Source organism: Bradyrhizobium sp. USDA 3240, assembly GCF_054063295.1.
On record NZ_JBSSGD010000002.1, the window covers coordinates 3874807 to 3897605 of the forward strand.

The 22799-nt window shown below is 64.3% G+C and carries 21 protein-coding genes and 1 tRNA gene; 11 read left to right on the forward strand and 11 right to left on the reverse strand.

Annotated elements, in window-relative coordinates:
- Positions 1-67: 67 nt before the first annotated feature.
- Both ACVIGA_RS19045 and ACVIGA_RS19050 read right to left on the reverse strand, forming a co-directional pair.
- Positions 68-144: transfer RNA gene (locus ACVIGA_RS19045), tRNA-Arg, on the reverse strand.
- Positions 145-261: 117 nt separating this feature from the next.
- Positions 262-1767, reverse strand: coding sequence for a flavin-containing monooxygenase (locus ACVIGA_RS19050; protein WP_456667554.1), 1506 nt, complete (start codon positions 1765-1767; stop codon positions 262-264).
- An 84-nt stretch (positions 1768-1851) separates the two neighbouring features.
- Between ACVIGA_RS19050 and ACVIGA_RS19055 the strand changes: the two genes are divergently transcribed.
- The 3 genes from ACVIGA_RS19055 (at position 1852) to ACVIGA_RS19065 (ending at position 4668) form a co-directional block, all read left to right on the forward strand.
- Complete coding sequence (locus ACVIGA_RS19055) at positions 1852-2502, forward strand: TetR/AcrR family transcriptional regulator (protein ID WP_456667555.1); 651 nt, start codon at positions 1852-1854, stop codon at positions 2500-2502.
- Between the two features lie 222 nt (positions 2503-2724).
- Complete coding sequence (locus ACVIGA_RS19060; RefSeq protein ID WP_456667556.1) at positions 2725-3795, forward strand: helix-turn-helix transcriptional regulator; 1071 nt, start codon at positions 2725-2727, stop codon at positions 3793-3795.
- A 216-nt stretch (positions 3796-4011) separates the two neighbouring features.
- Entirely contained in the window at positions 4012-4668 is a 657-nt protein-coding gene (locus tag ACVIGA_RS19065) for a hypothetical protein (protein ID WP_456667557.1), read from the forward strand.
- 110 nt (positions 4669-4778) lie between these two features.
- Here ACVIGA_RS19065 and ACVIGA_RS19070 read toward each other — a convergent pair whose 3' ends face one another.
- The 3 genes from ACVIGA_RS19070 to ACVIGA_RS19080 are packed head-to-tail and all read right to left on the reverse strand — an operon-like array spanning position 4779 to position 6494.
- Positions 4779-5201: a CAP domain-containing protein gene (locus ACVIGA_RS19070; protein ID WP_456667558.1), complete on the reverse strand. Its 423-nt coding sequence runs from the start codon at positions 5199-5201 to the stop codon at positions 4779-4781.
- A gap of 22 nt (positions 5202-5223) precedes the next feature.
- A complete protein-coding gene (locus tag ACVIGA_RS19075; protein WP_456667559.1) occupies positions 5224-5430 on the reverse strand; it encodes a hypothetical protein in 207 nt (68 codons plus the stop codon).
- 56 nt (positions 5431-5486) lie between these two features.
- Complete coding sequence (locus ACVIGA_RS19080; RefSeq protein WP_456667560.1) at positions 5487-6494, reverse strand: 2-dehydropantoate 2-reductase; 1008 nt, start codon at positions 6492-6494, stop codon at positions 5487-5489.
- A 150-nt stretch (positions 6495-6644) separates the two neighbouring features.
- On the opposite strand from ACVIGA_RS19080, the gene ACVIGA_RS19085 reads away from it, so the two are divergent.
- Together ACVIGA_RS19085 and ACVIGA_RS19090 are read left to right on the forward strand one after the other, a co-directional pair.
- The gene (locus tag ACVIGA_RS19085) at positions 6645-7259 is read left to right on the forward strand and encodes a YidB family protein (protein ID WP_456667561.1); all 615 of its coding nucleotides are present in this window, start codon (positions 6645-6647) and stop codon (positions 7257-7259) included.
- Positions 7260-7295: 36 nt separating this feature from the next.
- Entirely contained in the window at positions 7296-7574 is a 279-nt protein-coding gene (locus ACVIGA_RS19090) for a GlsB/YeaQ/YmgE family stress response membrane protein (protein WP_092119939.1), read from the forward strand.
- Between the two features lie 210 nt (positions 7575-7784).
- Here the strand turns inward: ACVIGA_RS19090 and ACVIGA_RS19095 are convergent, their stop codons facing one another.
- Positions 7785-8567 carry an SDR family NAD(P)-dependent oxidoreductase gene (locus ACVIGA_RS19095; RefSeq protein WP_456667562.1) on the reverse strand — a complete coding sequence of 261 codons (783 nt, stop codon included), beginning with the start codon at positions 8565-8567 and terminating at the stop codon, positions 7785-7787.
- Positions 8568-8671: 104 nt separating this feature from the next.
- The gene (locus tag ACVIGA_RS19100; RefSeq protein WP_456667563.1) at positions 8672-9433 is read right to left on the reverse strand and encodes an N-acyl homoserine lactonase family protein; all 762 of its coding nucleotides are present in this window, start codon (positions 9431-9433) and stop codon (positions 8672-8674) included.
- Between the two features lie 382 nt (positions 9434-9815).
- On the opposite strand from ACVIGA_RS19100, the gene ACVIGA_RS19105 reads away from it, so the two are divergent.
- The 5 genes from ACVIGA_RS19105 to ACVIGA_RS19125 all read left to right on the forward strand — a co-directional run bounded on the left by ACVIGA_RS19105 (position 9816) and on the right by ACVIGA_RS19125 (position 16238).
- Positions 9816-10883, forward strand: a complete 1068-nt coding sequence (locus tag ACVIGA_RS19105; RefSeq protein ID WP_456667564.1) for an acyl-CoA dehydrogenase family protein — start codon at positions 9816-9818, stop codon at positions 10881-10883.
- A 30-nt stretch (positions 10884-10913) separates the two neighbouring features.
- Positions 10914-12074, forward strand: coding sequence for an acyl-CoA dehydrogenase family protein (locus ACVIGA_RS19110; RefSeq protein ID WP_097671039.1), 1161 nt, complete (start codon positions 10914-10916; stop codon positions 12072-12074).
- A gap of 40 nt (positions 12075-12114) precedes the next feature.
- Positions 12115-12915 carry an enoyl-CoA hydratase/isomerase family protein gene (locus tag ACVIGA_RS19115; RefSeq protein ID WP_024582673.1) on the forward strand — a complete coding sequence of 267 codons (801 nt, stop codon included), beginning with the start codon at positions 12115-12117 and terminating at the stop codon, positions 12913-12915.
- Between the two features lie 504 nt (positions 12916-13419).
- Entirely contained in the window at positions 13420-14826 is a 1407-nt protein-coding gene (locus ACVIGA_RS19120) for a peroxidase family protein (RefSeq protein WP_456667565.1), read from the forward strand.
- A 470-nt stretch (positions 14827-15296) separates the two neighbouring features.
- Entirely contained in the window at positions 15297-16238 is a 942-nt protein-coding gene (locus ACVIGA_RS19125; protein ID WP_456665701.1) for an IS110 family transposase, read from the forward strand.
- 32 nt (positions 16239-16270) lie between these two features.
- Here ACVIGA_RS19125 and ACVIGA_RS19130 read toward each other — a convergent pair whose 3' ends face one another.
- Positions 16271-18382 (reverse strand): acetate--CoA ligase family protein, encoded by a 2112-nt coding sequence (locus ACVIGA_RS19130; RefSeq protein ID WP_456667566.1) that lies wholly within the window; start codon positions 18380-18382, stop codon positions 16271-16273.
- A gap of 255 nt (positions 18383-18637) precedes the next feature.
- On the opposite strand from ACVIGA_RS19130, the gene ACVIGA_RS19135 reads away from it, so the two are divergent.
- Positions 18638-19570, forward strand: a complete 933-nt coding sequence (locus ACVIGA_RS19135; RefSeq protein WP_375777642.1) for an IS110 family RNA-guided transposase — start codon at positions 18638-18640, stop codon at positions 19568-19570.
- 214 nt (positions 19571-19784) lie between these two features.
- Here the strand turns inward: ACVIGA_RS19135 and ACVIGA_RS19140 are convergent, their stop codons facing one another.
- From ACVIGA_RS19140 to ACVIGA_RS19150, 3 genes are all read right to left on the reverse strand, one after another.
- Positions 19785-20540, reverse strand: a complete 756-nt coding sequence (locus tag ACVIGA_RS19140; RefSeq protein ID WP_456667567.1) for a hypothetical protein — start codon at positions 20538-20540, stop codon at positions 19785-19787.
- Positions 20541-20543: 3 nt separating this feature from the next.
- Positions 20544-21338 (reverse strand): enoyl-CoA hydratase, encoded by a 795-nt coding sequence (locus ACVIGA_RS19145; protein ID WP_456667568.1) that lies wholly within the window; start codon positions 21336-21338, stop codon positions 20544-20546.
- 124 nt (positions 21339-21462) lie between these two features.
- Positions 21463-22668 carry an ABC transporter substrate-binding protein gene (locus ACVIGA_RS19150; RefSeq protein ID WP_456667569.1) on the reverse strand — a complete coding sequence of 402 codons (1206 nt, stop codon included), beginning with the start codon at positions 22666-22668 and terminating at the stop codon, positions 21463-21465.
- Positions 22669-22799: the final 131 nt, after the last annotated feature.

Below are 22799 nucleotides of genomic sequence, written 5' to 3' on the forward strand. Positions count from 1 at the left end.
GAGCACGTTGCCCAAACGTGGCTTCGATGAGGAGTGGGCGCGCTATGGCGCGCAGCCAGGCTGAAAATGGCGATCCCGGGAAGACTCGAACTTCCGACCTACGGTTTAGGAAACCGTCGCTCTATCCGGCTGAGCTACGGGACCGCACCGCCCGCAGCGAAGCATGCGGGCGTCGCCATCCCCATAGCAGAGGAGCCGAATGATCGCCAGCCCGCGCCATATCGGGCGCGGGCGAAGTTGCGCAATGTTCGGCGCTTGGCGCTATGCCACCTGCCGGGCCGGATTCGAGCCGGCATTCGCCGCGCCGGCCCGGCGCGCCGGCAGAAACTCGATCGCCTCATCCTTCAGCGAGCCGAAACGCAGCGTCACGATATCGAGCGCATAGTTCTGGTAGAGCCGCCAGGGCCGGCGCGAGCCCTGTTTGGGGAACCTGGTGGCGGCGCGCTGGATATAGCCCGAGGAGAAATCCACCCAAGGCAACTCGGTCACGGTCGGATCGTTCCGCCGCGGCGTGACTTGCGCGAAGCCATTCGCCTTCATGTGGTTGAGCATGCGGCAGACATATTCGCAGGTCAGGTCGCATTTCAGCGTCCACGATGCGTTGGTGTAGCCGAACGCCGCAGCAAGATTCGGCACGCCCGAATACATCAGCCCCTTGTAGTTCATGGTCTTCGACAGATCGACCGGCGCGCCGTCGACCTTGATCTCGAGCCCGCCAAGCACCTGCAGATCGAGGCCGGTCGCGGTCACAACGACGTCGGCGTCGAGCACGTTTCCGCTCTTGAGCTTGATGCCCCCACGCGTGAAGGTCTCGATCTGGTCGGTGACGACAGACGAGCCGCCACTGCGCAGCGATTGAAAGAGATCGCCGTTCGGCACCAGGCAAAGCCGCTGGTCCCACGGATTGTAGCTCGGCGTGAAATGCGTCGCGACGTCGTAGTCGGGACCGAGCGCATGGCGGACGCCGCCGAGGATCAGCTTCTTCACGCGCTCCGGATCGCGCTTGCAGAGCCGGTAGAAATACATGCCGAACAGCACGTTCTTCCAGCGCGTGAGGCCATAAGCGAGTTTTGCGGGTAGCCGCGCCCGCAGCCAGTTGGCGACCTTGTCCTCATCCGGCCGCGCGACGACATAGGTCGGCGAACGCTGCAGCATCGTGACATGGGCTGCGGTCTTGGCCATTTCCGGCACCAGCGTCACCGCGGTCGCGCCGCTGCCGATCACCACCACCTTCTTGCCGGCATAGTCGATGTCGTCGGTCCACTTCTGTGGATGGACGACTCGGCCGGCGAAGTCGGCGAGGCCGGGGAAGTCCGGCGTGTAGCCGTGCTCATACTTGTAGTAGCCGCTGCACATGAACAGGAAGCTGCAGGTGAGACGCTCGATCGTCTGCTCCGGCCCGCGCTCGACTTCGACCGTCCATTGCGAGTCGGCCGACGACCAGTCGGCACGCACGACGCGGTGGTTGAAGCGGATCTTCTTGTCGATGCCGTACATGCGCGCGGTCTCGCGCACATAATTCAGGATCGACGGGCCGTCGGCGATCGCCTTCGGCTCGGTCCAGGGCCGGAACGAGTAGCCGAGCGTGTACATGTCGGAGTCGGAGCGGATGCCGGGATAGCGGAACAGGTCCCAGGTGCCGCCGATGCAATCGCGGCCTTCGAGAATGGCGTAGCTGCGGTCCGGGCAATTGGTCTGCAGATGATAGCCGGCACCGATGCCCGACAGCCCGGCACCCACGATCAACACGTCGAAATGAGCAGACATGCCCTGACCTCCCGTGGCAGAATTGACAATTCGTATTGTCAGATAACTTGACATCTGACAATGGCTCGTGTCAATACACTTTTCATGGCAAGCAGCCGGAAAGCCCGCCTCTATGGCGGTATGGACGCCGAGGAACGCCGCGCTGAGCGGCGGCTGAAGCTGATTGATGCTGCGATCGAGGTCTATGGCGAGGTCGGCTATCGGGTCGCCACTGTGAAGGCGATCTGCGAGGCGGCCGAGCTCACCGAACGCTATTTCTACGAATCCTTCACCAACAGCGAGGCGCTGCTGATCGCGGCCTACAACCATGTCGTCGGCCACCTCCACGAGGAGATGGCGGCCGCCGCCGCGTCCGGCGGCGACGATGCCGAAATGCGGCTGCGCGCTGCGCTGACACTGTATTTCATGCGGTTGAAGGAGCATCCGAAGCCGGCACGGGTCTTCCTGCTAGAGATCGCCGGCATCAGCCCGGCGGTCGATGCCGTCACGCTCGACGCATCGCGCACATTCAGCGACATCCTGGTGCCGCCGCCACGCGATCCGAAACGCAGCGACAAGGGTACTCCGGCCACGCTGCTTTCGATCGGCATGGTCGGCGCCGTGATCTCGATCGCCCGGCGCTGGGTATCGAAGCACTATCCGCAAACCGTTGAGGACGTCGTCGCGATCGCCGCCAGCTTCTGCCGCGTGGCATTGACCGAGGCCGATCGCCGCCGGGATCTGCATTTGCTGTAGCGGTGGGCTCGCCCCCTCGCCGATTTTCGATCATGTTTCGCCAGGGTTTGCGGGCCCGGCCTTCGGCCGTGACGCTGATTTAACTTGCATATCCGGCGGTCCGAGCCTTCTTATGCACGGTAGCGGGTGCAAACAGGTCCGGCCTGTTTCGTCCTGTGAAACAACAAGAAATCTGCATCAGGCGGAGCTGAGCCTTTGGTCGACGTGCACAGGCTGGACGACGTGACCGCGCGCCTTGGCGACGTGGTTCTCGATCCCGCGACCTGGCCGGCCTTCATGGACGAGGTCTGCGCGGCCGTCGGCGCGACCGGGGCTGCGATGCTTCAGAGCGATATCCGCACCGAAGACATTCCGCGCACGCAATCGATCACCGACTATTTCACCAAGACCTACTTCCCGCAGAATTTTCATCTCACCGACATTCGCGCCGCGCGCGGCGTGCCGCTGATGCTCTCCGGCACCAACGTCATCACCGACGCCGACCTGTTCGGCGGCGAAACCGAGATGCTGCGCGACCCGCTCTATGCCACGCTCGGCGAGTTCGGGCTGAAATGGTTTGCGGGAATCGGCTTCCGCGCCGGACCGGCGTTGTGGGCACTGAGCATCCAGCGCACGCCGAAGGAAGGCATGTTCGAGGCCGACGAGGTCAAGGCACTCTCGCGCGTGTCAGCGCGGCTGACCGAAGCTGCGACGCTGTCCACCGTCGTCGGCCGCTCCGCGATTTCGGGCATTACCAGCGCGCTCGACCTGATCCAGGTCGCCGCGATTGCCGTCGGCCGCTTCGGCGCCGTCATCGGCATGAACGGCCAGGCGGAAGCCTGCCTCGGCCATGACCTTGCGATCCGCAACAACCGCCTCACTCTGCTCGACCGGCAGGCTAATACCGATCTGACCAGGCTGATCGATCTGCTGGCCCACAGCTCGGACCTGCACCCGCTCCCGACATCGCCGATCGTGGTGCGCAGGATCGACAAGCGGCCGATCGTGATCCAGATGCAGCCGGTGCCTCCCGCCGCACGCTCACCGTTCCTGGGCGCGCGCGCGATCCTGTTGATCCGTGATCTCGAGGGCAACGCCGCTTTCGATCAGGCGCTGCTGGCGGCGGCGTTCGAGCTGACGCCGGCGCAGGCGCGCCTCGCCACGCGACTTGCGCGCGGCGATTCGGTCGAGGCCGCCGCACAGGAAGCCGGCATTGCCCTTGCCACCGCGCGCAATCAGCTGAAAACGATCTTCCAGAAGACCGGCACGCATCGGCAGGCGGAACTCGTCGCATTGCTGCATCGGGTCAAGTGAACGTTTCGAGACGAATTGTTCCAATTTCCGCTGCGGCAATACGGCAGGAATTCTTCAAATATTGCAATTGCGTACAGCGATTATTGGATCATGCCAACCGACCGGCCTGCGACTTAAATGGTCAGGGAAATCGTCGGGTTCCGAGGTGACAAGGGTCACAAAAATGGCGACAATCTGCTCACTCTGTGTCGTTCGGGTTTGCTTGCAATGTCCGTGATGCTGTCACGATCATCGACGTTGGCTGTTGCCGTTTTTGTCGCCGCGTTCGCGCTGGCGCCGATGACCGCGCGCGCGCAATGGTGGCGCAGCGCACCGAAGGACTTTGAGGATTGCGCCGACCTCGCCGAGAAGGCGAAGTCCAGGGAAGACAAGACCGCGCAACTCGCCGACTGCAATGCCAAGTTTGCCGGACGCCGCAAGTCCGGCGGTGGTTACACCTATTACGACTTCATGCAGGACCGAAGCTTCGACATCGCCGGCCCCAATCCGACGCCGGACGAGCAGAAGAAGATCGACCAAGAATATACCGGCTATCTCGAGAAGGAGCGCCGATCGAGCATCGTCGCGGCGTTCAATGCCAAGCAGCTCGAGCGTCAGGAAAAGCAGCAGGTGCGGCCGCCGCAGCTTCAGCAGGCGTCACTGCACGGCGAGCCAGTGCACAGCGAGCCGGCGAAAGTCCCGGCCCCTGTCGCACGGCCGGTCAAGCCGCGGGTTGCTGCTGCTCCTCTTCCCAGGGTGCGGCCGCAGGCGGCGAGTTGCGTGAAGGGTACGTTCTCCTGCGAATGGCCGCGGCTTTCCGAAGGATTGGACGGCCTGAAGAAACTGTTCACGCCGGCATCGCCGCCGCCGACCAAGGTTGCGAAGCGCAACTGACGCTAGAGCACTTCGGTTCTGATTGAATCAGAACCGCAGTGCTCTAGATTCTTATTTTGACGCGTTTTCTTCACGCGAACCGGCGTCCACTTCGCTCGAAAACGCTATGGTCAATCGGTAATCACCATCGCCCAGAACCTGCGGTACGGCGACTTCGGATTGTCGACGAAGGCCACACCGACGCGCTTCGCGCCCGGCATCAGCAGATTCTCGCGGTGCCCCGCCGAGTTCTCCCACTGCTTCAGCATCTCGGCGAAGGCGATGAAACCGGCGCCGATATTTTCGGCGGCGCGCTGCTTCTTCAGCGGCGTGATGCGGGTGAAGAAGCTGCCGCCCGCGGAGTGGCTTACCGATCCGGTGGCTGACATCACCTGCGCCTGCTTCAACGCCATCACGTTCAGCTTCGCGTCGAGCTTCACCGCGGGCATGCCGTTGGCGCGCCGGTAGGCACTGATCGAACCGGCATAGTCGGCGGCGTGTGCCGCCGTCGTGATGCCGAGCACGAAGGTGAGCGCGAGGAACAGCAGCTTCATCTGAGGTCTTCTCTGCATTGGATCAGTGCGCGCGACCGCGCTTGTGGTGTCGATGCGTGACCGGCTTGCGTGCTGCCGTGGCCGATCGGCTCGATGCCGCGGCCGCCGCGCGCTGCTCCTGCAAGCGCGCATCATAGCCCGGCGAAGGTGTCACAGTCGGCGGCGCGGCGCGGACCGGGACGGAGCCAAGCGCAGCAAGCGCGAGCAGCATGATGCAGGATCGTTTCATGATGTCACCTCCTCGGTTTTCCGAACGCCATGACTGACGATCGTCGGCGTTCGCGGTCAGCGGCCATCGCGTATCTGCTCCGGCGTCAGCCCCGGCGAACCCTTGCCGTCGGCCTCCGCCTTCCGGATCAGCGCGATGATACGTCTCGACAGCGGCGCCTCCAGCCCGCGGCGATCCGCGATCGCGGTGATCACGCCCTGCAGATAGTCGATCTCGGTGCGCCGGCCACGTTGCAGATCCTCCCACATCGAGGAGCGCGCTTCGGGATCGATCTTCATGGTGCGGCCGAGCAGCATGTCGAACAGCGCGTCCGGCAACCGCAGCAATGCCGGCATCCAGCTCGAAGGCAGCGGCGTCGGCGACACCGGCACGATCCCTTCGGCGCGAATCGCGGCCAAACCCTCGGCCATCTGGTCGGCGAATAATTGTCGCCAGCCGCGCTGCGCGAGCTGCTGCCGCAGCGGAATGTTGGACAGCGCATTGAGCGCGTTGTTGAGATTGACGATCAACTTGCCCCACTGCACGCCGTCGATGTTGGAGGTCGCCTTCATCGCAAGACCCGGCACCGAGAGCCGTGCCGCGGTGCCGGCATCGTCCTGCGCGATCACGACGTCGCCCGAGGTCGAGCGATGGAAACGGCCGTCGCCGAGCGCGACCACATTGAACGGCACCATGCCGCCGAGCACCTTGCGGCCCGGCAGGCGGTCGCGCAGCAATGGCACATTGCCGACGCCGTTCTGCAGGCTGATCACCGCGGCGTCAGTAGCCGCGTGGCCAACGATTAATTCGGCGATCTCGGCTGTATCGGCGCTCTTCACCGTCACCAGCACCGTCTGGACGTCGCGCAGGATCGACGGATCGTCGGACAGAACGAGCCGGTCCGCGGATACCATCCGCTCCGAGCCGTCGAAACTGCTGACCCGCAAGCCGCTGGCTGCGATCTCCTGGATCAACCGCGGCCGCGCCAGCAGCGCGACGCGGCGGCCGGACGCAGCCAGCATGCCGCCGACGAAGCAACCGATGCTTCCGGCGCCCGCGATGCCGATCGGCCGGTCCGCGTTCATCTGGCTAAACGTCCGTTCATTATGGCTCGATAGCAGACCTTGAGTTGCCTGCCTATTTCCACGCGCCGCCGCCCGGGTGGCCCGCCTTGTAACCGTCATGGCCCGAAGCTATGTTTCCGGCTCGGGGCACGGTTGCGGCAGGAGACGATCATGGGTTTACTCGACGTACTCAACGGCATGCAGAACGGCCCTCGCGGTCCAAGCGCGCCAAGCACCCCATCCGACAGCTCAAGCGGTGGCGGCAGCGGAATGTCGCCGATGACGATGGCAATCCTGGCGTTGCTGGCCTGGAAGGCGGTCAAGCATTTTTCCGGCGGCCAGCCGGGCGCGACCGCGCCTCAGCCGACGCCGACGCCAGCGCAGGCACCGTCACTTCCCGGCAACGTCACCGCGAGCCTGCCCGGCGGCGCTGGTGGCGGCGGGCTCGGTGATCTGCTCAAGGGCGGCCTCGGTGGCCTGCTCGCGGGCGGCGCGGCCGGCACCGTGCTTAGCGGCGGCCTCGGCGATCTGCTCAACCAGTTGCAGCAGAAGGGCCATGGCGACGCGGCCAATTCCTGGGTCAGCAACGGCCCCAACAAGCAGATCGCGCCCGGCGATCTCGCCAATGCGCTCGGCGCCGACCAGATCGACTCGCTGGCGTCGCAGAGCGGCATGTCGCGCGACCAATTGCTGCAGGGCCTGAGCCAGTATCTGCCCGACGCGATCAACCATCTGACGCCGGACGGCCGGCTGCCGAGCGGCGACGAGTTGCACGGCCGGCTTTAGCGGCAGCGTTGATTCCATCTGAGGAGGACGACAGTCATGGGCGGCATCATCTGGGTCATCATCGTCGGCTTTGTCGCGGGGATCATCGCGCGGCTCCTGTCGCCGGGACCGAATAATCCGAGCGGCTTCATTCTCACCACCGTGCTCGGCATAGTCGGCGCGTTTCTCGCGACCTTCATCGGCCAGGCCATCGGCCACTACGGCCCTGAACAGGGCGCCGGCTTCATCACCGCCACGATCGGCGCGCTGGTGGTGTTGTTCATCTGGAACCGGCTGGTCGCGGCGCGCGTGATCCCGGATCTGGGAAACAAGTGACGGCAACGCCGTCATCCCGGGGCGATGCGTAGCATCGAACCCGGGATCTCGAGATTCCCCGGTGCGCAATTGCGTACCTGAGGTCTGGTGCTAACGCACCATCCCGGAATGACGGGACAACAAGCCGAAGACCGCTTCAACATGAGAATGCCCGGGCATGGCCCGGGCATTTTCGTTTCTGCAATCACTCTGAAGACGTGGATGACTACGTCACTGAATCAGGTGCATGCCGGCGTCCATGCGGACGAATTCGCCGGTCATGTTGCTCGACGCCGGGCTTGCCAGGAAGCAGACGAGATTGGCGATATCTTCGGCCGTTGACGCGACCTTCAGCGGCACGCGCGCGACCACGGCATCGCGCACCTGCTTGGCGCCGTCCTCGCCGCGGCCCTTGGTGAACCAGGGCGTATCGATATAGCCTGGGCACACCGTGTTGACGCGGATCAAGGGCGCCAGCGCGCGCGCCAGCGACTGCGTCATGGTGTTGAGCGCGCCCTTGCTCGCGGCATAGGCGACCGACGAACCGCCGCCGGAAATGCCGGCGACCGAGGAGACGTTCACCACCGCCGACGGACGTCCGGATGCCTTTGCACCGGCCTCGAGCAGTGCCCGCGCAGCACGGACCATCTGGAACGGGCCGATGGTGTTGACGGCATAGATGCGCTGGAAATCCTCCGCGGTCAGGCCGTCGAGATCGTGATGCGGCACATGCTTGGTAGTGCCGGCATTATTGACCAGCACGTCGAGCCGGCCCCAGCCCTGCGCGGCGGCTGCGATCTTCTTGCAGTCCTCATCGCGCGAGACGTCGCCCTGCACCACCAGCACCTCGGCGCCCTGCTTGCGGCAGGCTTCCGCGGTCGCTTCGGCTTCCGCCTTGCTGTTGGAATAGTTGATGATGAGGCGCGCGCCCTGCGTGGCGAGGATTTGCGCGGTGGCGGCGCCGAGGCCCGATGCCGATCCCGTCACGATCGCGCACAAACCATCCTTGGACATCTGCATTTTCCTTGTTGTTGTGAGCCAGATGAACTCCGGCGGCGGCATACCATATCGCGCGGGATGCCATCTGCAAACCGCGCCAAAGCCTCAGGCGCAGGTCCTCACGTATATGCGTTCACGCCCTTTTGCAGGCCGGCCCACTGCGCTTCGTCATGGCCGCAGATGATCTTGACGCCGGCGGCCTCCAGCTTGGCGATCTCGTCGAGCGAGTTCAGGAACTGGTCGACATCGAGGCTGTTGCGCGGCGAGGTCCGCTGATCGAGATTGGCGCGCACGCTGAGCGAGTCGGACGCCAGCAGGTATTCGCCGCTGTTGTCGAGCTTGACCAGCGCGCCGGTCGTTCCCTTGGAATGTCCCGGCAGCGGCACCAGTGTCAGTCTGCCGTCACCGAACACATCCATCTGCCGGTCGAAGATCTCCATCTTCAGCGGATGATCCCAGTCCGCCTTGATGTATCCGCGATCGAACGCGTTGTCGGCATTCGCGGCCTCGATCTCGAGCGCATGGACGAAGATCGTCGCCTTCTTGAAGAAGGCATTGCAGCCGCAATGATCGGTGTGCAGGTGGGAGCAGATCACCACGTCGATATCGTCGGGGCCAAGGCCGACCGCCTTCAGGCTCGTCAGCACATGATCGTCCGCCGGCATGATCGGCTGCATGTATTTAGCAAGCGTGCCGAGCCGTCCTTCGGGATCGGTCGCGACATCGGGATGGCACCCGGTGTCGAACAGCACATTGCCCTGCGTATGCCGCAACAGCACGCAGGCGACCGGCAGATCGATCATCTCGCCGCGCGCCGCGTCAGGTAGGTAGGTCCGCCTCGACATCCGCAGACGTCCGCCCGACAGCATATGCATCTTCATCCAAGCCACCTCCGATCCCGGCCTCAAGCTAAGCATGAGTTCATCAGAACTCATATGCTTGTCGCTCGGCCCGGTCACGCCCGGCGCGGGCGTCGTCGGCCCGAACCTGCCGCCGATCGCGGAAGGCGATCGAGTTTCATCTGGCGGACTGAACAGATGTCACCGGCCAATTTGCTGTTGCGCGTGGCATACAAACGGAGGCGGTCGAAAGTTCACTATGCGGAATTCCTGCACCCGGTCCGGCTTCATGCCATCCGCGCAAGTGGCCCTGCGGGCAACGCTTGTCACGGCTATGGCTTTTCCGCATCATTGAGCGCAAGACAGCATCGCAAGCAGGGCCAGCCGAACGGCGAGCCCCAAGCCAATCAACACGAGGAACGCTGTGGCGGAGGGTGAGAACATCGTCGCCGAGACCGCGGAAAAGATTTTCGCCGATCTCGCGGATGCCCAAACCATCAATCACGACAAGCAGGGCGCATGGAAGGCGCCGCTGTGGCAGGCGCTGACCGAAGCCGGCTTGCCGCTGTCCTGGGTGCCCGACGATCTCGGTGGTTCCGGCGCCAGTCTCGCGGAAGGTTTCAGTGTCCTCAACGTCGCCGGGCGGCATGCGATCGCTGTTCCGCTGGCCGAAACAATGCTGGCCGGCTGGCTGCTGACGCAAGGCAAGATCACCTCCCCGGAAGGCGAGATGACCGTTCTGCCGGCAAGCCCGAAGGACCGCATCACTGTTGGCGCCGACGGCTCGCTCTCGGGCCGCGCCCGCGGCGTGCCGTTCGCGAAAGACGCGAAACATTTCGCGGTGCTGGCAACCGGCAATGGCGGCATCTCGATCGCGCTGGTCGATGCCGCGAAGTGCCGGATCGAATCCGGCATTGGACTCGGCGGCGATCACAACGACACCGTCACGCTCGACAAGGTGCAGCCGGTCACGACCAAATCGGCGCCGAAGGGTTTTGACCAGACCACGCTGATGCTGATGGGCGGCGTGGTGCGGTCACTCCAGATCGCTGGCTCCCTGGAATCGATGCTCGACATCTCCGTGCGCTACTCCAACGAACGCGTCGCGTTCGAGAAGAAGATCTCCAAGTTCCAGGCGGTGCAGCACAACCTCGCCCGCCTCGCCGGCGAGTCCGCCGCGGCGCTGGCCGCCGCAACGTCGGCGGCCGATACCATCGCGAACGCTGCGTCGTTCGACAATGACGCGGTGTTCCTCGAAGCCGCGGCGGCCAAGATTCGCTGTTCGGAAGCGGCCGAGAAAGGCAGTGGCATTGCGCACCAGGTGCATGGCGCGATCGGCTTCACCAACGAGCACATCCTGCACCGCTACTCGCTGCGCGCATTGGCGTGGCGTGACGATTTCGGCTCGGAGAGCTACTGGGCGGTCGAGCTCGGCAAGTTCGTCGCCGAGCGTGGCGCCGATGAATTGTGGCCTCTGGTGGCTTCGCGCTGAGATCAGGCAGAAAGATCAGGACTGGACATCATGACTGCAGCCCTACGTTTCGATCCGATCCGCCTGCCGGAAAAGTGCGAGCAGCTCCGCAAGGAAGTGCGCGCCTTCCTCGCCGAGGAGATCGCCGCCGGCACCTTCGATCCCTACGCGCCGAACCGCGAGGACAATGACGCGCCAGAATTCTCCCGCCGCGTCGGCGCCAAGGGCTGGCTCGGCATGACCTGGCCGAAGAAATACGGCGGGCAGGAGCGCTCGTTCCTCGAACGCTACGTGGTGACCGAGGAGATGCGGGTGGCGAACGCGCCGACCCGGCGCTTCTTCGTCGCCGATCGCCAGAGCGGCCCGGTGCTTCTGAAATACGCGCCCGAGCACATCAAGATGGACATCCTGCCGCGCATCTGCCGCGGCGAAGTCTGCTTCGCGATCGGCATGAGCGAGCCGAACTCAGGCTCCGACCTGTTCGCGGCGAAGACCCGTGCGACCAAGACCGACGGCGGCTATCTGATCAACGGCACCAAGATCTGGACCTCGTCGGCGCATATCGCCGACTACATGATCGCGATCTTCCGCACCTCGCCGCCGACCAAGGAAAACCGCCGCCACGGCCTGACCCAGTTCCTGGTCAAGATGAAGCAGCCGGGCATCCAGGTGAATCCGATCGGCCAGATCACCGGCCAGTTCGAATTCAACGAGGTGGTGTTCACCGACTACTTCGTGCCCGACGATCACGTGCTGGGCGAAGTCGACGGCGCCTGGAAGCAGGCGACGTCCGAGCTCGCCTATGAACGCTCCGGCCCGGAGCGCTTCCTCGAGACCTATTACGTGCTCACCGAGCTGGTGCGTGCGGTCGGCAAGAACCCGGACACCCGCAGCGCCGAGGGCATCGGACGGCTGGTCGCGCAAGTTCACACCATGCGCCGCATGTCGGTGTCGGTGGCGGGCATGCTGCAGGCCGGCAAGGAGCCGGTGGTGGAGGCCTCGATCGTCAAGGACATCGGCACGGTTTGGGAGCAGCAGCTACCGCATCGGGTCCGCGATCTCGCGGCGTTCGTCGAGGAGACCGCGACCAACCGCGAGACGCTGGAAAAGCAGCTCGATTTCGCCATCAAGACCGCGCCCAAGCTGACGATCCAGGGCGGCACCACGGAAGTGCTGCGCGGCATCATCGCCCGCGGGCTTGGTTTGCGCTAGCCGCGCGGGCTCGCTTGCATCAATTCAACGAGGACAGATCATGACCAAGTATACTGATATCGGCGTCGAGACTCATGGCCATGTCGGCCTGATCGAAATTCGCAAGCCGCCGCTGAATTTCTTCGACGTCGCGCTGATCAACCAGATCGCCGACGCGCTGGAGGAGTTCGACAACAATATCGAGATCCGCGCCTCGGTGCTCGCCGCCCAGGGCAAAGCGTTCTGCGCCGGCGCTAATTTCGGCGATCCGGCCCGCCAGGAGCAGGAGGAGCGCGCCAAGAGCGATCCGGCCTCGAACCTGCCGATCAACCATCTCTATGTTCAGGCGGTACGCATCTTCCGCAACAAGAAGCCGATCGTCGCGGCGATCCACGGCGCCGCGATTGGCGGCGGGCTTGGCCTTGCCGTCTCCGCCGACTTCCGCGTCGCCTGCCCCGAAGCGCGCTTCGCGGCGAATTTCACCAAGCTCGGCTTCCATCCGGGCTTTGGTCTCACCACGACGCTGCCGGAACTGATCGGCAAGAACAACGCGGAGCTGATGTTCTACACCAGCCGCCGCGTCACCGGCGAAGAGGCCTATCGCTGGGGTCTTGCCAACGTGCTGGTGCCGCAGGACCAGGTGCGGGCCGAAGCGATGAAGCTCGCACAGGAGATCGCCGAGTGCTCGCCGCTCGGCCTGGTCTCGACCCGCGCCACCATGCGCGCCGGCCTCGCCGACCGCGTGCTCGCCGCGACCAACCATGAGCTGGAAGAGCAGACCAAGCTGCGCGCGACCGAAGACTTCAAGGAAGGCGTCAAGGCCACCGCCGAGCGCCGCGTCGCGAACTTCAAGGGACGGTAAGGCCGCAAGCGCTGCTCTCTCAATGCGTCGTCCCGGCGAAGGCCGGGACCCATAACCACCAATGCGAGTGGGGAGACAAGCCGTCTCCCCTTGTGCCATTTCCGCGGGCCGCGGCGTATGGGTCCCGGCCTTCGCCGGGACGACGGCGGTGGAGATAGCTCGCTACTTCCTCGGCACCACCAGCGCATCGACGATCGTCGTGCCCAGCCTTTTCCGGATGCATCAGCACGGGATTGACCTCAATCTCGGCGATACCGTGCATTGCGCATGGTCACCGGCCAGTCCGCTCACACGATCATGGGTGGTATTATGTATTTATGCGACTCCTGAGAGATAATTCACATTTCAAGTCCGCTAGCGGCCGTACAGTCCGACATTGGGCGCTCCGTATTCATCACAGCATGGAGCAACGCAATGACTGCCAAGCATTCCGTTCCCGTTCGCGGGCTGTCCACAACGGCCAGTTCGCCGCTTTTTCAGGGTCGGTTCGGTCGCATGTTCCGCATGGAGCCAGCGACATTTGGAAAGACCGACACCGACGCGCAGAACGCGCTTGCCAAGCTTGCGAAGGCGATGACGTCGTCCCCCGACGATCCGAAGGACGGACGCGACGACGAGGAGAGCGGGATCCCCGCGCTCTATACGTATTTCGGCCAGTTCATCGACCACGACCTGACATTCGACCCGAACAGCTCACTGCAGAAGCGCAACGACCCGGATGCGTTGACCGACTACCGGACGCCTGCATTCGATCTCGACTGCATCTACGGCCGCGGCCCTGACGACCAGCCCTATCTGTATGACGGCAGCAACGGCTTCCTGCTCGGCAACCCCATACATGGCGCCGGCGACCCGGACGCCCACGACCTCCCGAGGAACGGAGCGCCGGTAAAACGCGCCCTGATCGGCGATCCGCGCAACGACGAAAACGCGATCGTCTCGCAGTTGCAGGGCCTGTTCCATCGCTTTCACAATGCGATGCTGAAGCGGCACCCCGACGCCGAATTCTCCGACCTGCAACGGATCGTGCGACACTACTACCAGTATATCGTGCTGTACGACTTCCTGCCGCGGATCGTCGATCACGGCGTGCTCGACCAGCTCAAGACCGGCGGACGATATGACCAGTCGAAGCTGAGATACTTCCACTGGAAGAACGAGCCCTTCATGCCCGTGGAGTTCTCGGTTGCGGGCTATCGGCTCGGTCATTCGATGATCCGGCCGGGATACCGTTTGAACGACGGCGTCCTGCTTCCGATCTTTCCGAGCGGCCAGAACAAGGACGGCTTGACCGGCTTCCGCGAGATGAACCCGGCCTGGGCCATCGACTGGGGCCGCTTCATCGACATCGACACGCGCGACTATGACGGCGACGACGCGGTCAAGGCCAAGCGGCTGCAGTTCGCCTATCGCATCGATACTGCGCTGGTCAATCCGCTGGCGAATCTACCACCCGCGGTCGCTTCCAACCCGTCGGTGCTTGCGGAGCGCAACCTGCTGCGTGGCTGGCGGCTGGGCCTGCCGTCGGGCCAGGATATCGCCTACGCGATGGGCGTTCAGCCGCTCAACGACGAGGAGATTCTGATCGGTCAGGGCGTGGACAAGCCCGACACCCCACTGCCGAACATCCTCTCGGTGGATCCGGTCTTCCGCAAGAATTGTCCGTTGTGGACATACATTCTCGCCGAGGCGATGCATCACGCGGTGAAGGTGAAAATTCCGGTCAAATCGGACGTCGAAGTGACGACGCCGCGGCTCGGACCGGTCGGCGGGCGGATCGTCGCGGAAGTCTTCGTCGGGCTGATGTTCGGTGACAACAGCTCGATCCTCAACATGAACAAGAACTGGTTCCCCGGATCCGGCCCCAATTTCGCGCTGAAGGACCTCGTCCGGATCGCTCTCGGAAAATAGCTTCGGGGGCCGGGTAAGCCCGTTCGTCATCCTATAGCCGCCGCGTCCCCCTGCGCGGCGGCCTTGATATTTACGTCGTCGACCAAACCGCGACTTCACGGAGCGGCGAACTCCTCCCTTCTCCCCTTGTGGGAGAAGGTGGCGCGCAGCGCCGGATGAGGGGTCTGCATCCGCGGAGATCAGACCCCCAGTGTGCGCCGCTCTCTCAACACGTCGTCCCGGCGAAGGCCGGGACCCATAACCACCGAACTGAGTTGATAGGAGAAGCCGACGCCGCTTGTGCCACTTTCGTCGGCCGCGGCGTATGGGTCCCTGTGTCTTGGAAGTCTGTCATGATGGGGTGGGCGGGAAGCCGTTGGGTCCTTGGCGCTTGACGCCGTGAGCCGGCTCGGTCTCCCGCCCGTTCCATCTAAACCTGAACAGTTGCACGAGGCTGCGCCAACAGACCTCGCATCACAGGGACAGGCACCGTGATCATAGCTCTTCGTTACGTCGGAATCGACATCTCCAAAAAACACCTCGATATCTTTGATGAGGCTGACGGCGTGCCGAGGCGCATTGCCAACGCGACACAGGCCATCACACAGCAGGTGGCGCGTTGGCAATGCGATGCGCTGGTCGTCTTCGAGGCGACGGGTATCTATGACCTCGCGCTTCGCGAGGCGCTACGTCAGGCCGGGATCCAGTTCGCACGGATCAACCCGGCCCGTGCCCGCGACTTTGCACGGGCTAGCGGCCTGCTCGCCAAGACCGATCCGATCGATGCGCGGATGCTGGCAGCCTTTGCGCGGGCCATGCAGCCCGCCCCCGAGCAGGTCGCCGATCCTGCACGCAACGCCTTGGCGAGGCTTGCAAAACGGCGGGATCAGCTGGTCCTGATGCGCGCCCAGGAGAAGAACCGGCGCAGCGAGGCCGACGATCGCGCCATGGCCGAACGCATTGGCCGCCTCATCGAGGTCCTCGACAGCGAGATCGCCGAGATCGAGGCCGACATCAGCGCATTGATTAAAGCCGAAGCGGAGATCGCGGACGATGCGAAGTTAATGCGTTCGCTGCCCGGCGTGGGTCCCGTGGCCTGCATGCAGCTCATCGCGCAGATGCCGGAACTCGGGCGGATCGGACCGAAACAACTCGCAGCGCTCGCTGGCCTTGCCCCCTTCAACGTCGACAGCGGCGCCTTCCGCGGCAAGCGCAAGATTGCGGGCGGCCGAAAGCGCGTTCGTGACGCCCTTTATATGGCGGCCCTCAACGCAGTCCGCAGAGCTGATCCGTTCAAGGCCTTCTATGCACGACTGCGACAGGCCGGAAAACCAGCCAAACTCGCCCTCATCGCCGTCGCCAGGAAGCTGCTGACGGTCCTCAATGCCATCATGCGAGACCGAAAGCCGTACCTGCAAACCAAACCAACATAACAGTTGCCGGCCTTCGCCGGGACGACACCTAGTTATTTCGGCACCACCAGCGCATCGACGATCGTTACGCCCTGCCCTTCCGGGTGCACCAGCACGGGATTGACCTCGATCTCGGCGATTTCGCTGCGGTGCTGCGCTGCCAGCACTGAAATCTGCGAAATCAGCTGCGCCAGCGCCACGACATCGGCTTTCGGCGCGCCGCGGAAGCCGTGCAGCAGCGGCGCGGCTTTCAGGGTCTCCAGCATCGCGGTCGCCTCAGGCGGACTCACCGGCGCCGGACGATAGATCACGTCCTTGAACAGCTCGGTCGTAATGCCGCCGAGCCCCACCATCACCATCGGCCCGAAGGTCGCGTCCGTCATGGTGCCGACGATGATCTCGACGCCCTTCTTGGCCATCGGCCCGACCAGCACGCCTTGGATTTTTGCTTCAGGTCGCTGCTGCTGCACGCTATCCAGCATGTCGCGATAGGCGGTGAACGCCGCGCCCTTGGCGGCGATATTGACGCGGACGCCGCCGACCTCACTCTTGTGCGCGATCGCGGGCGATTGGATCTTCATGACCAGCGGGAAGCCGGCCCGCTCGATCGCGGCGTCGAGCCCGTCGCGGTCGGTCACCAACACCTCATCCGGCAGCGCGATCCCGGCGGCACGCAGCAGCGACTTGCTGTCATGTTCGGACAACGTCTTCGCCGTGAGATGCGCGGAGAGATCGTGCGTCCGCGAGGCTGATGCTGCCATCTCGGGGGCGGGCTTGAAGGCGGCATAATCCGCCAACCGCCGCATCGCGACGCCGACATGGGTCAATCCCGAGAGCACCACCACGCCCGACTTCGCGAGCTCCTGCCGCGCGAATGGCGACGGCAGCGTATAGGAATAGAACACCACCGGCTTGTTCTGCGCCGCGATCAGAGGCTTCAGCTCGGCCTTCTTGAACGGCATCCGCGTCTCGCTCGACAGCGACAGCACGACCAGGGTCGCATCCACTTCATCTGACGCGTCGAACAGCTCGATGCTCTTCTGCAGGCCGCCGGAGGAGACGCCCTGCGCGGTGACGTCGACCGGATTGCCCGCCGCGCCATAGGACGGCATCCATTGCTTGATCTGGCTCTGGATCGCAGTCGACAGCTCCGGCACACGCAGGCCTTGCATCGACACAGCGTCGGCGCCCCAGATGCCGGCGCCGCCGGACACCGTCAGCACCGCGACACGGTCGCCCTTCGGCGGCGGATTGGTGGTCAACACGGCCGCAATCGTCACCGCCTCGTCGAGGTCGTTGGAGACGATGAAGCCATATTTCGCGAACACCGCGTCATAGGCCGCCGACCAGCCCGCCATGCTCGCGGTGTGCGAGGCCGCTGCGCGCTCGCCGGCGCCGGAACGGCCCACTTTAGTGACGATGACGGGCTTCCTGAGCTCTGCCGCGCGCTTCGCCGCCGCCAAAAACTTGTCGACGTCGCGGATGCCCTCGATGAAGAGCAGGATCACATCGGTCGCGGGATCCTGCACCATGTAGTCGAGGAACTCGCCGGCGCCGAGATCACTCTCATTGCCGGCGCTGACGACGTAGCTGAGTGCGACACCGAGCGCCTTGGCGCGATGATAGATCGCAAAGCCGATGCCGCCGCTCTGCGCGACGATGCCGATCCGCCGCTTGGTCGCGACCAGCGCCGGCGCGTCCGGCTTGACGTCGACCGTCGGGCTGAAGGTCGCGGCGACCTTCTGCACCTGGCTGTAGAACCCCTCGGCGTTCGGACCGGAGATCCGCATCCCGGTCCGCTTCGCCAGCGCCACAATCGCGTCCTGCATCGCTGCGCTATCGCCGCCCTCTTCCGCAAAGCCGGACGAGATAATGACCGCGTTCCTGACGCCGGCGGCCGCGCATTGCTCCAGCGCCGGCAGCACAGCACGCGCGGGAATGACGATGACCGCGAGATCGATCGGCGCGCCGATCTCGGCGATCGACTTGAAGCATCTCAGCCCGTCGATCTCGTCATAGTTCGGATTGATCGGATAGAGCCCGCCCGGATAGCCGTTCTTGCGCAGCATCGCGAGCAGCCGCCCGGGAATCTTCTCGTGATCGCGCGAGGCGCCGATCAGCGCGATGCTCTTTGGGGCGAAGAAGGAATCGAGCGGATGCGGCATGGGGGCGTTCCGTTGTTCTTGTTGTAAGCCACGATATTGAATCGCTACAGCCAGCTCAACCGCCCTTCCCGTCATCCTTGTAAGTCTCGAATCGCCGGATCGGATAGAGTGTCCGGTGCGGTAGCGGACGGGAGACCGCTTCATCCCAGGGCTTTGAAGCCCGATCCTCAGCGCGGCGCCCCGTCCGTTGTTCCATTGAACCCGAACAGTCGCGAGGGCCGCCTGGCGAGCCCGGTTGCGCAAGGAGGGGTGCAGATGGACGCGATCTACGTTGGCATTGATGTGTCGAAGGACCGGCTGGACGTGCATGTGCGTCCGAGCGGGGAAGCCTTTGCCGTGGCGCGTGACGGCAAAGGCTTGGAAGAGCTCGTTGCGCGCTTGCAGGTGATCTCGCCAGCGCTGATTGCGGTGGAGGCAACCGGCGGCTTCGAGACCATCGTCGCTGCTGCGCTGGCGGGCGCTCAGCTGCCGCTGGTGGTGGTCAATCCGGCCCAGATCCGGCACTTCGCGCAGGCGGTTGGTCAGCGTGCCAAGACGGACCCGATCGATGCGGCAGTGATCGCGCGGTTTGTCGAGGCCGTAAAGCCGGAGCCACGTGCCATGCCGGATCAGGAAGCTCGGCTGCTGGCTGAACTGGTCAGTCGCCGACGGCAGATCATCGAGATGATCGTTGCCGAGCGTCAGCGCGAGAAGCGGGCCGAGAACGTCCGCGTCCGCAAGAGCCTTGCCCGCCATATCAAGGTCCTCGAGAAGGAGCTGCCGGAGATCGACAACGACATCGACACGCTGGTGCGCGGCTCGCCAGTCTGGCGCGCCAAGGAGGAACTGCTGGTCAGCTTTCCTGGCGTGAGCAACACCCTCGCGCGGACCTTCCTTGCCGAGGTGCCGGAGCTCGGCGCACTCAATCGGCGCCAGATCGCGAGCCTCGCCGGTCTTGCCCCGTTCACCCGCCAGTCGGGCCGCTGGAAGGGCAAGAGCATGATCGGCGGCGGAAGAGCCAAGCTGCGCGCCGGGCTCTACATGGCCGCTCTGTCGGCCAGCCGATACCATCCGCAGCTCAAGGTCTTCTATCGGCGCCTGGTGACCGCTGGAAAGCCCAAGATGGTCGCCCTCATCGCCGTCGCGCGCAAAGTTCTCACCACCCTCAACGCCATGCTCAGGGACCAAAAACCATGGCAACCCGCTTGACGAAGAACACAGTCGCTGAGGAGCGCGGAACGCGCGTCTCGGAGGATGAACGGCCACCAGCCGGGCCATGCACCCTTCGAGACGCGCTGCGCGCTCCTCAGGGTGACGGGGAAAGATATTCGCGTAGCCCGGATGGAGCGCAGCGCGATCCGGGGCGATCCATCCACGGACGGAGTGGCCCCGGATTTCGCTTCGCTGCATCCGGGCTACGAAGTCAGGCCGTCAACTTGAGCGTCACGCCGCAAAGCTGGAACTCATCGCCCTTCACGGCACAGCCTCTGGCTTTCGCGGCATCCAGCACCTTGGCCTTGTCGGCGACCTTGAACGTCAAACCGCTCATGATCTCGCTCTCGCCTTTGACGAAGCGGAAGGTCGCGTTCGGCAGCTTCACCACGGCGCCATCAGCGGGAATGCCGACGATCTTCCCCCAATGCGCCGCCAATCCCTCGGGCTCGGGGCTCTGCATCTCGACCTCGGTCAGCGCCAAAGTCGTGTCCTTGCGGATCGACTTCTGCCAGTCGGGGCCGGCCGGTGGGTACGGCCCCAGCACATCGTCGCTGCCGTCGGTGTGGTTGAACTCGATGAAGGCGGCGCGGCAGTCGCGCGGGTGCAGTTGCACGCCGTGATAGGGCGCGTGCGTGATCACGTTGGCGGTCCGCACCCCGATCGCATTGGCCTTTGCGCCGCGCGCGTTGGGATCTTCGCAAGCGAAGATCGCCATGTAGCCGCCGCGGCCGCCGGTCTTCTCGATGAAGCGTCCGGCCGCGGTGCCCGGCCCCGGCTGGAACGGCGATACCACTTCCAGCAGGATGGTATCGACCGGCAGCAGTGCGTTCTCGAGGCCGTATTTGGCGACATTGCCGTCGCGGTAGCAGACATCGAGGCCCATGATCGCGGAGATATCAGCGATCACGGGCGCAAGCTGTGGTGCCACCAGGCAGATCTGCCGCAGCCGCATATATTCGGCCATGGTTTACTGCCCCTGGAAGGTGGGCTTGCGCTTCTCGACGAAAGCCTTGGCCGCTTCCTTGTGGTCGGTGGTTTCGCCAGCACGGGTGTGGTGGATCGCCTCGCCGTCGAAGCAGGCTTCCAGCGTCATGGTCTCGGCATTGTTGATGTTGCGCTTGATGTAGCCGAGCGCCACCGACGGCCCCTGCGCCAGCGACCGCGCCAACTCCAGCGTCTCGGCCTCGACGTCGGCATCGGGCACCACCTTGGAGACCATGCCGAGGTTGTAGGCTTCCTGCGCCGACAGCACCGGCGACATCATGTAGAGCTCGCGCGCCTTGGCGCTGCCGAGCATCTTGGTCAGGAAATACGTTCCACCGTAGTCGCCGGAGAAGCCAACCTTGGCAAAGGCGGTGGTGATCTTGCAGGAGGCGCCGGCGACGCGCAGATCGCAGGACAGTGCGATCGAGAGGCCGGCACCGGCCGCCGCACCGTCGAGCTGCGCCACCACGGGCTTCGGCATCGTGTGCAGGATGCGCGAGACCTCCATGCCGCGGCGCAGATTGGCCATCTTGGCCTCGAACGGCAGCGGCGCGCGGCCTTCCGCCATCGACTTGACGTCGCCGCCGACGCAGAAGGTGCCGCCGGCTCCGCGGATCAGCACCGCACGCACCTCGGTATCGTCCTGCGCCCGCTGCGCCGCCTCGACGAGGCCGCGCGTCATGTCGGGATTGAGCGCATTGCGCCGATCCGGCCGGTTCATGGTGATGGTGAGCAGGCCCTGGTCGAGGGATTGGAGAACCATCTGATTGTCGCTCATGGCGTTTTGCCTTTCGTTGTTGTTGGTTGTCTCAGCGTCATTCCGGGGCGATGCGCAGCATCGAACCCGGAATCTCGAGATTCCGGGTCTGGTCCTTCGGACCATCCCGGAATGACGCTTCGCGTCACTTCTTCACCAGCGGGCAGCGTGACTCCGACAGCGGCTGGAACGCCTGGTCACCCGGCACGGTCGCGAGCAGCTTGTAGTCATCCCAGCGGCCCTTCGACTCCGAGGGCTTCTTGACCTCGAACAGAAACATGTCGTGCACCATGCGGCCGTCCTCACGGATCTTGCCGTTCTTGGCGAACATGTCGTTGATCGGGGTCTCCTTCATCACCTTCATGACGGCAGCTGCATCGGTGGTGCCGGCAGCTTTCACCGCCTGCAGATAATGCGTCACGGACGAGTAGACGCCGGCCTGCGCCGAGGTCGGCACCCGCTTGGTGCGCTCCATGAAGCGCTTGGTGAAGGCGCGGGTGTCGTCATTGAGATCCCAATAGAAGGCTTCCGCGAGCAGCAACCCCTGCGCGGTCTCGAGCCCGACGCTGTCGATATCGGTCACGAAAGCCAGGAGCGGCGAGATCTTCTGGCCGCCCTTGGTAATGCCGAACTCGGCGCCCTGCTTGATCGCGTTGATGGTGTCGCCGCCGGCATTGGCGAGCCCGATCACCTTGGCCTTCGAGGCCTGCGCCTGCAGCAGGAAGGAGGAGAAGTCCGAGGTGTTGATCGGGTGCCGCACGCTGCCGAGCACCTTGCCGCCCGACTTCACCACGACATTGCTGGTATCTTTTTCGAGGTCCTGGCCGAACGCGTAGTCCGCGGTCAGGAAGAACCAGGTGTCGAGGCCGGATTTCACCGCGGCAAGGCCGGTCACATTGGCCTGCGCGAAGGTGTCGAACACGTAGTGCACGGTATAGGGGCCGCAGGCCTCATTGGAGAGGCGGATCGAGCCCGGGCCGTTGAACATGATGATCTTGCCGCGGGCCTTGGCGATCTCGCCGGCAGCGAGCGCAGTCGCGGACGCCGCAACGTCGAAGATCATCTCGACGCCCTGGTTGTCGATCATGTCGCGGGCGATGTTGGCGGCAAGGTCGGCCTTGTTGAGATGGTCGCCGACCACGATCTCGACCTTGCGGCCGAGCACCGTGCCGCCGAAATCCTCCACCGCCATCTTGGCGGCGGTTTCGCTGCCCGAACCGGTGATATCGGCGTAGAGGCTCGACATATCGAGGATGCCGCCGAGCTTCAGCGGAGGCTTGTCCTGCGCCAGCGACGCATTCGCCGAGATCGCAAACACACAGGCCAACACGCCGGCCAAAACCCGTCTCATTCAGATCCTCCCTTGAAGAACGGACCTCATTCCATCAGGTCCGTGTCGAGGGCCGGATCATGCCGCATGGCCCGCACTGCAGCAAGCCGCAGCGACAGCAATCTGTTTTCCGCTAAGCGGAATGATGCGCC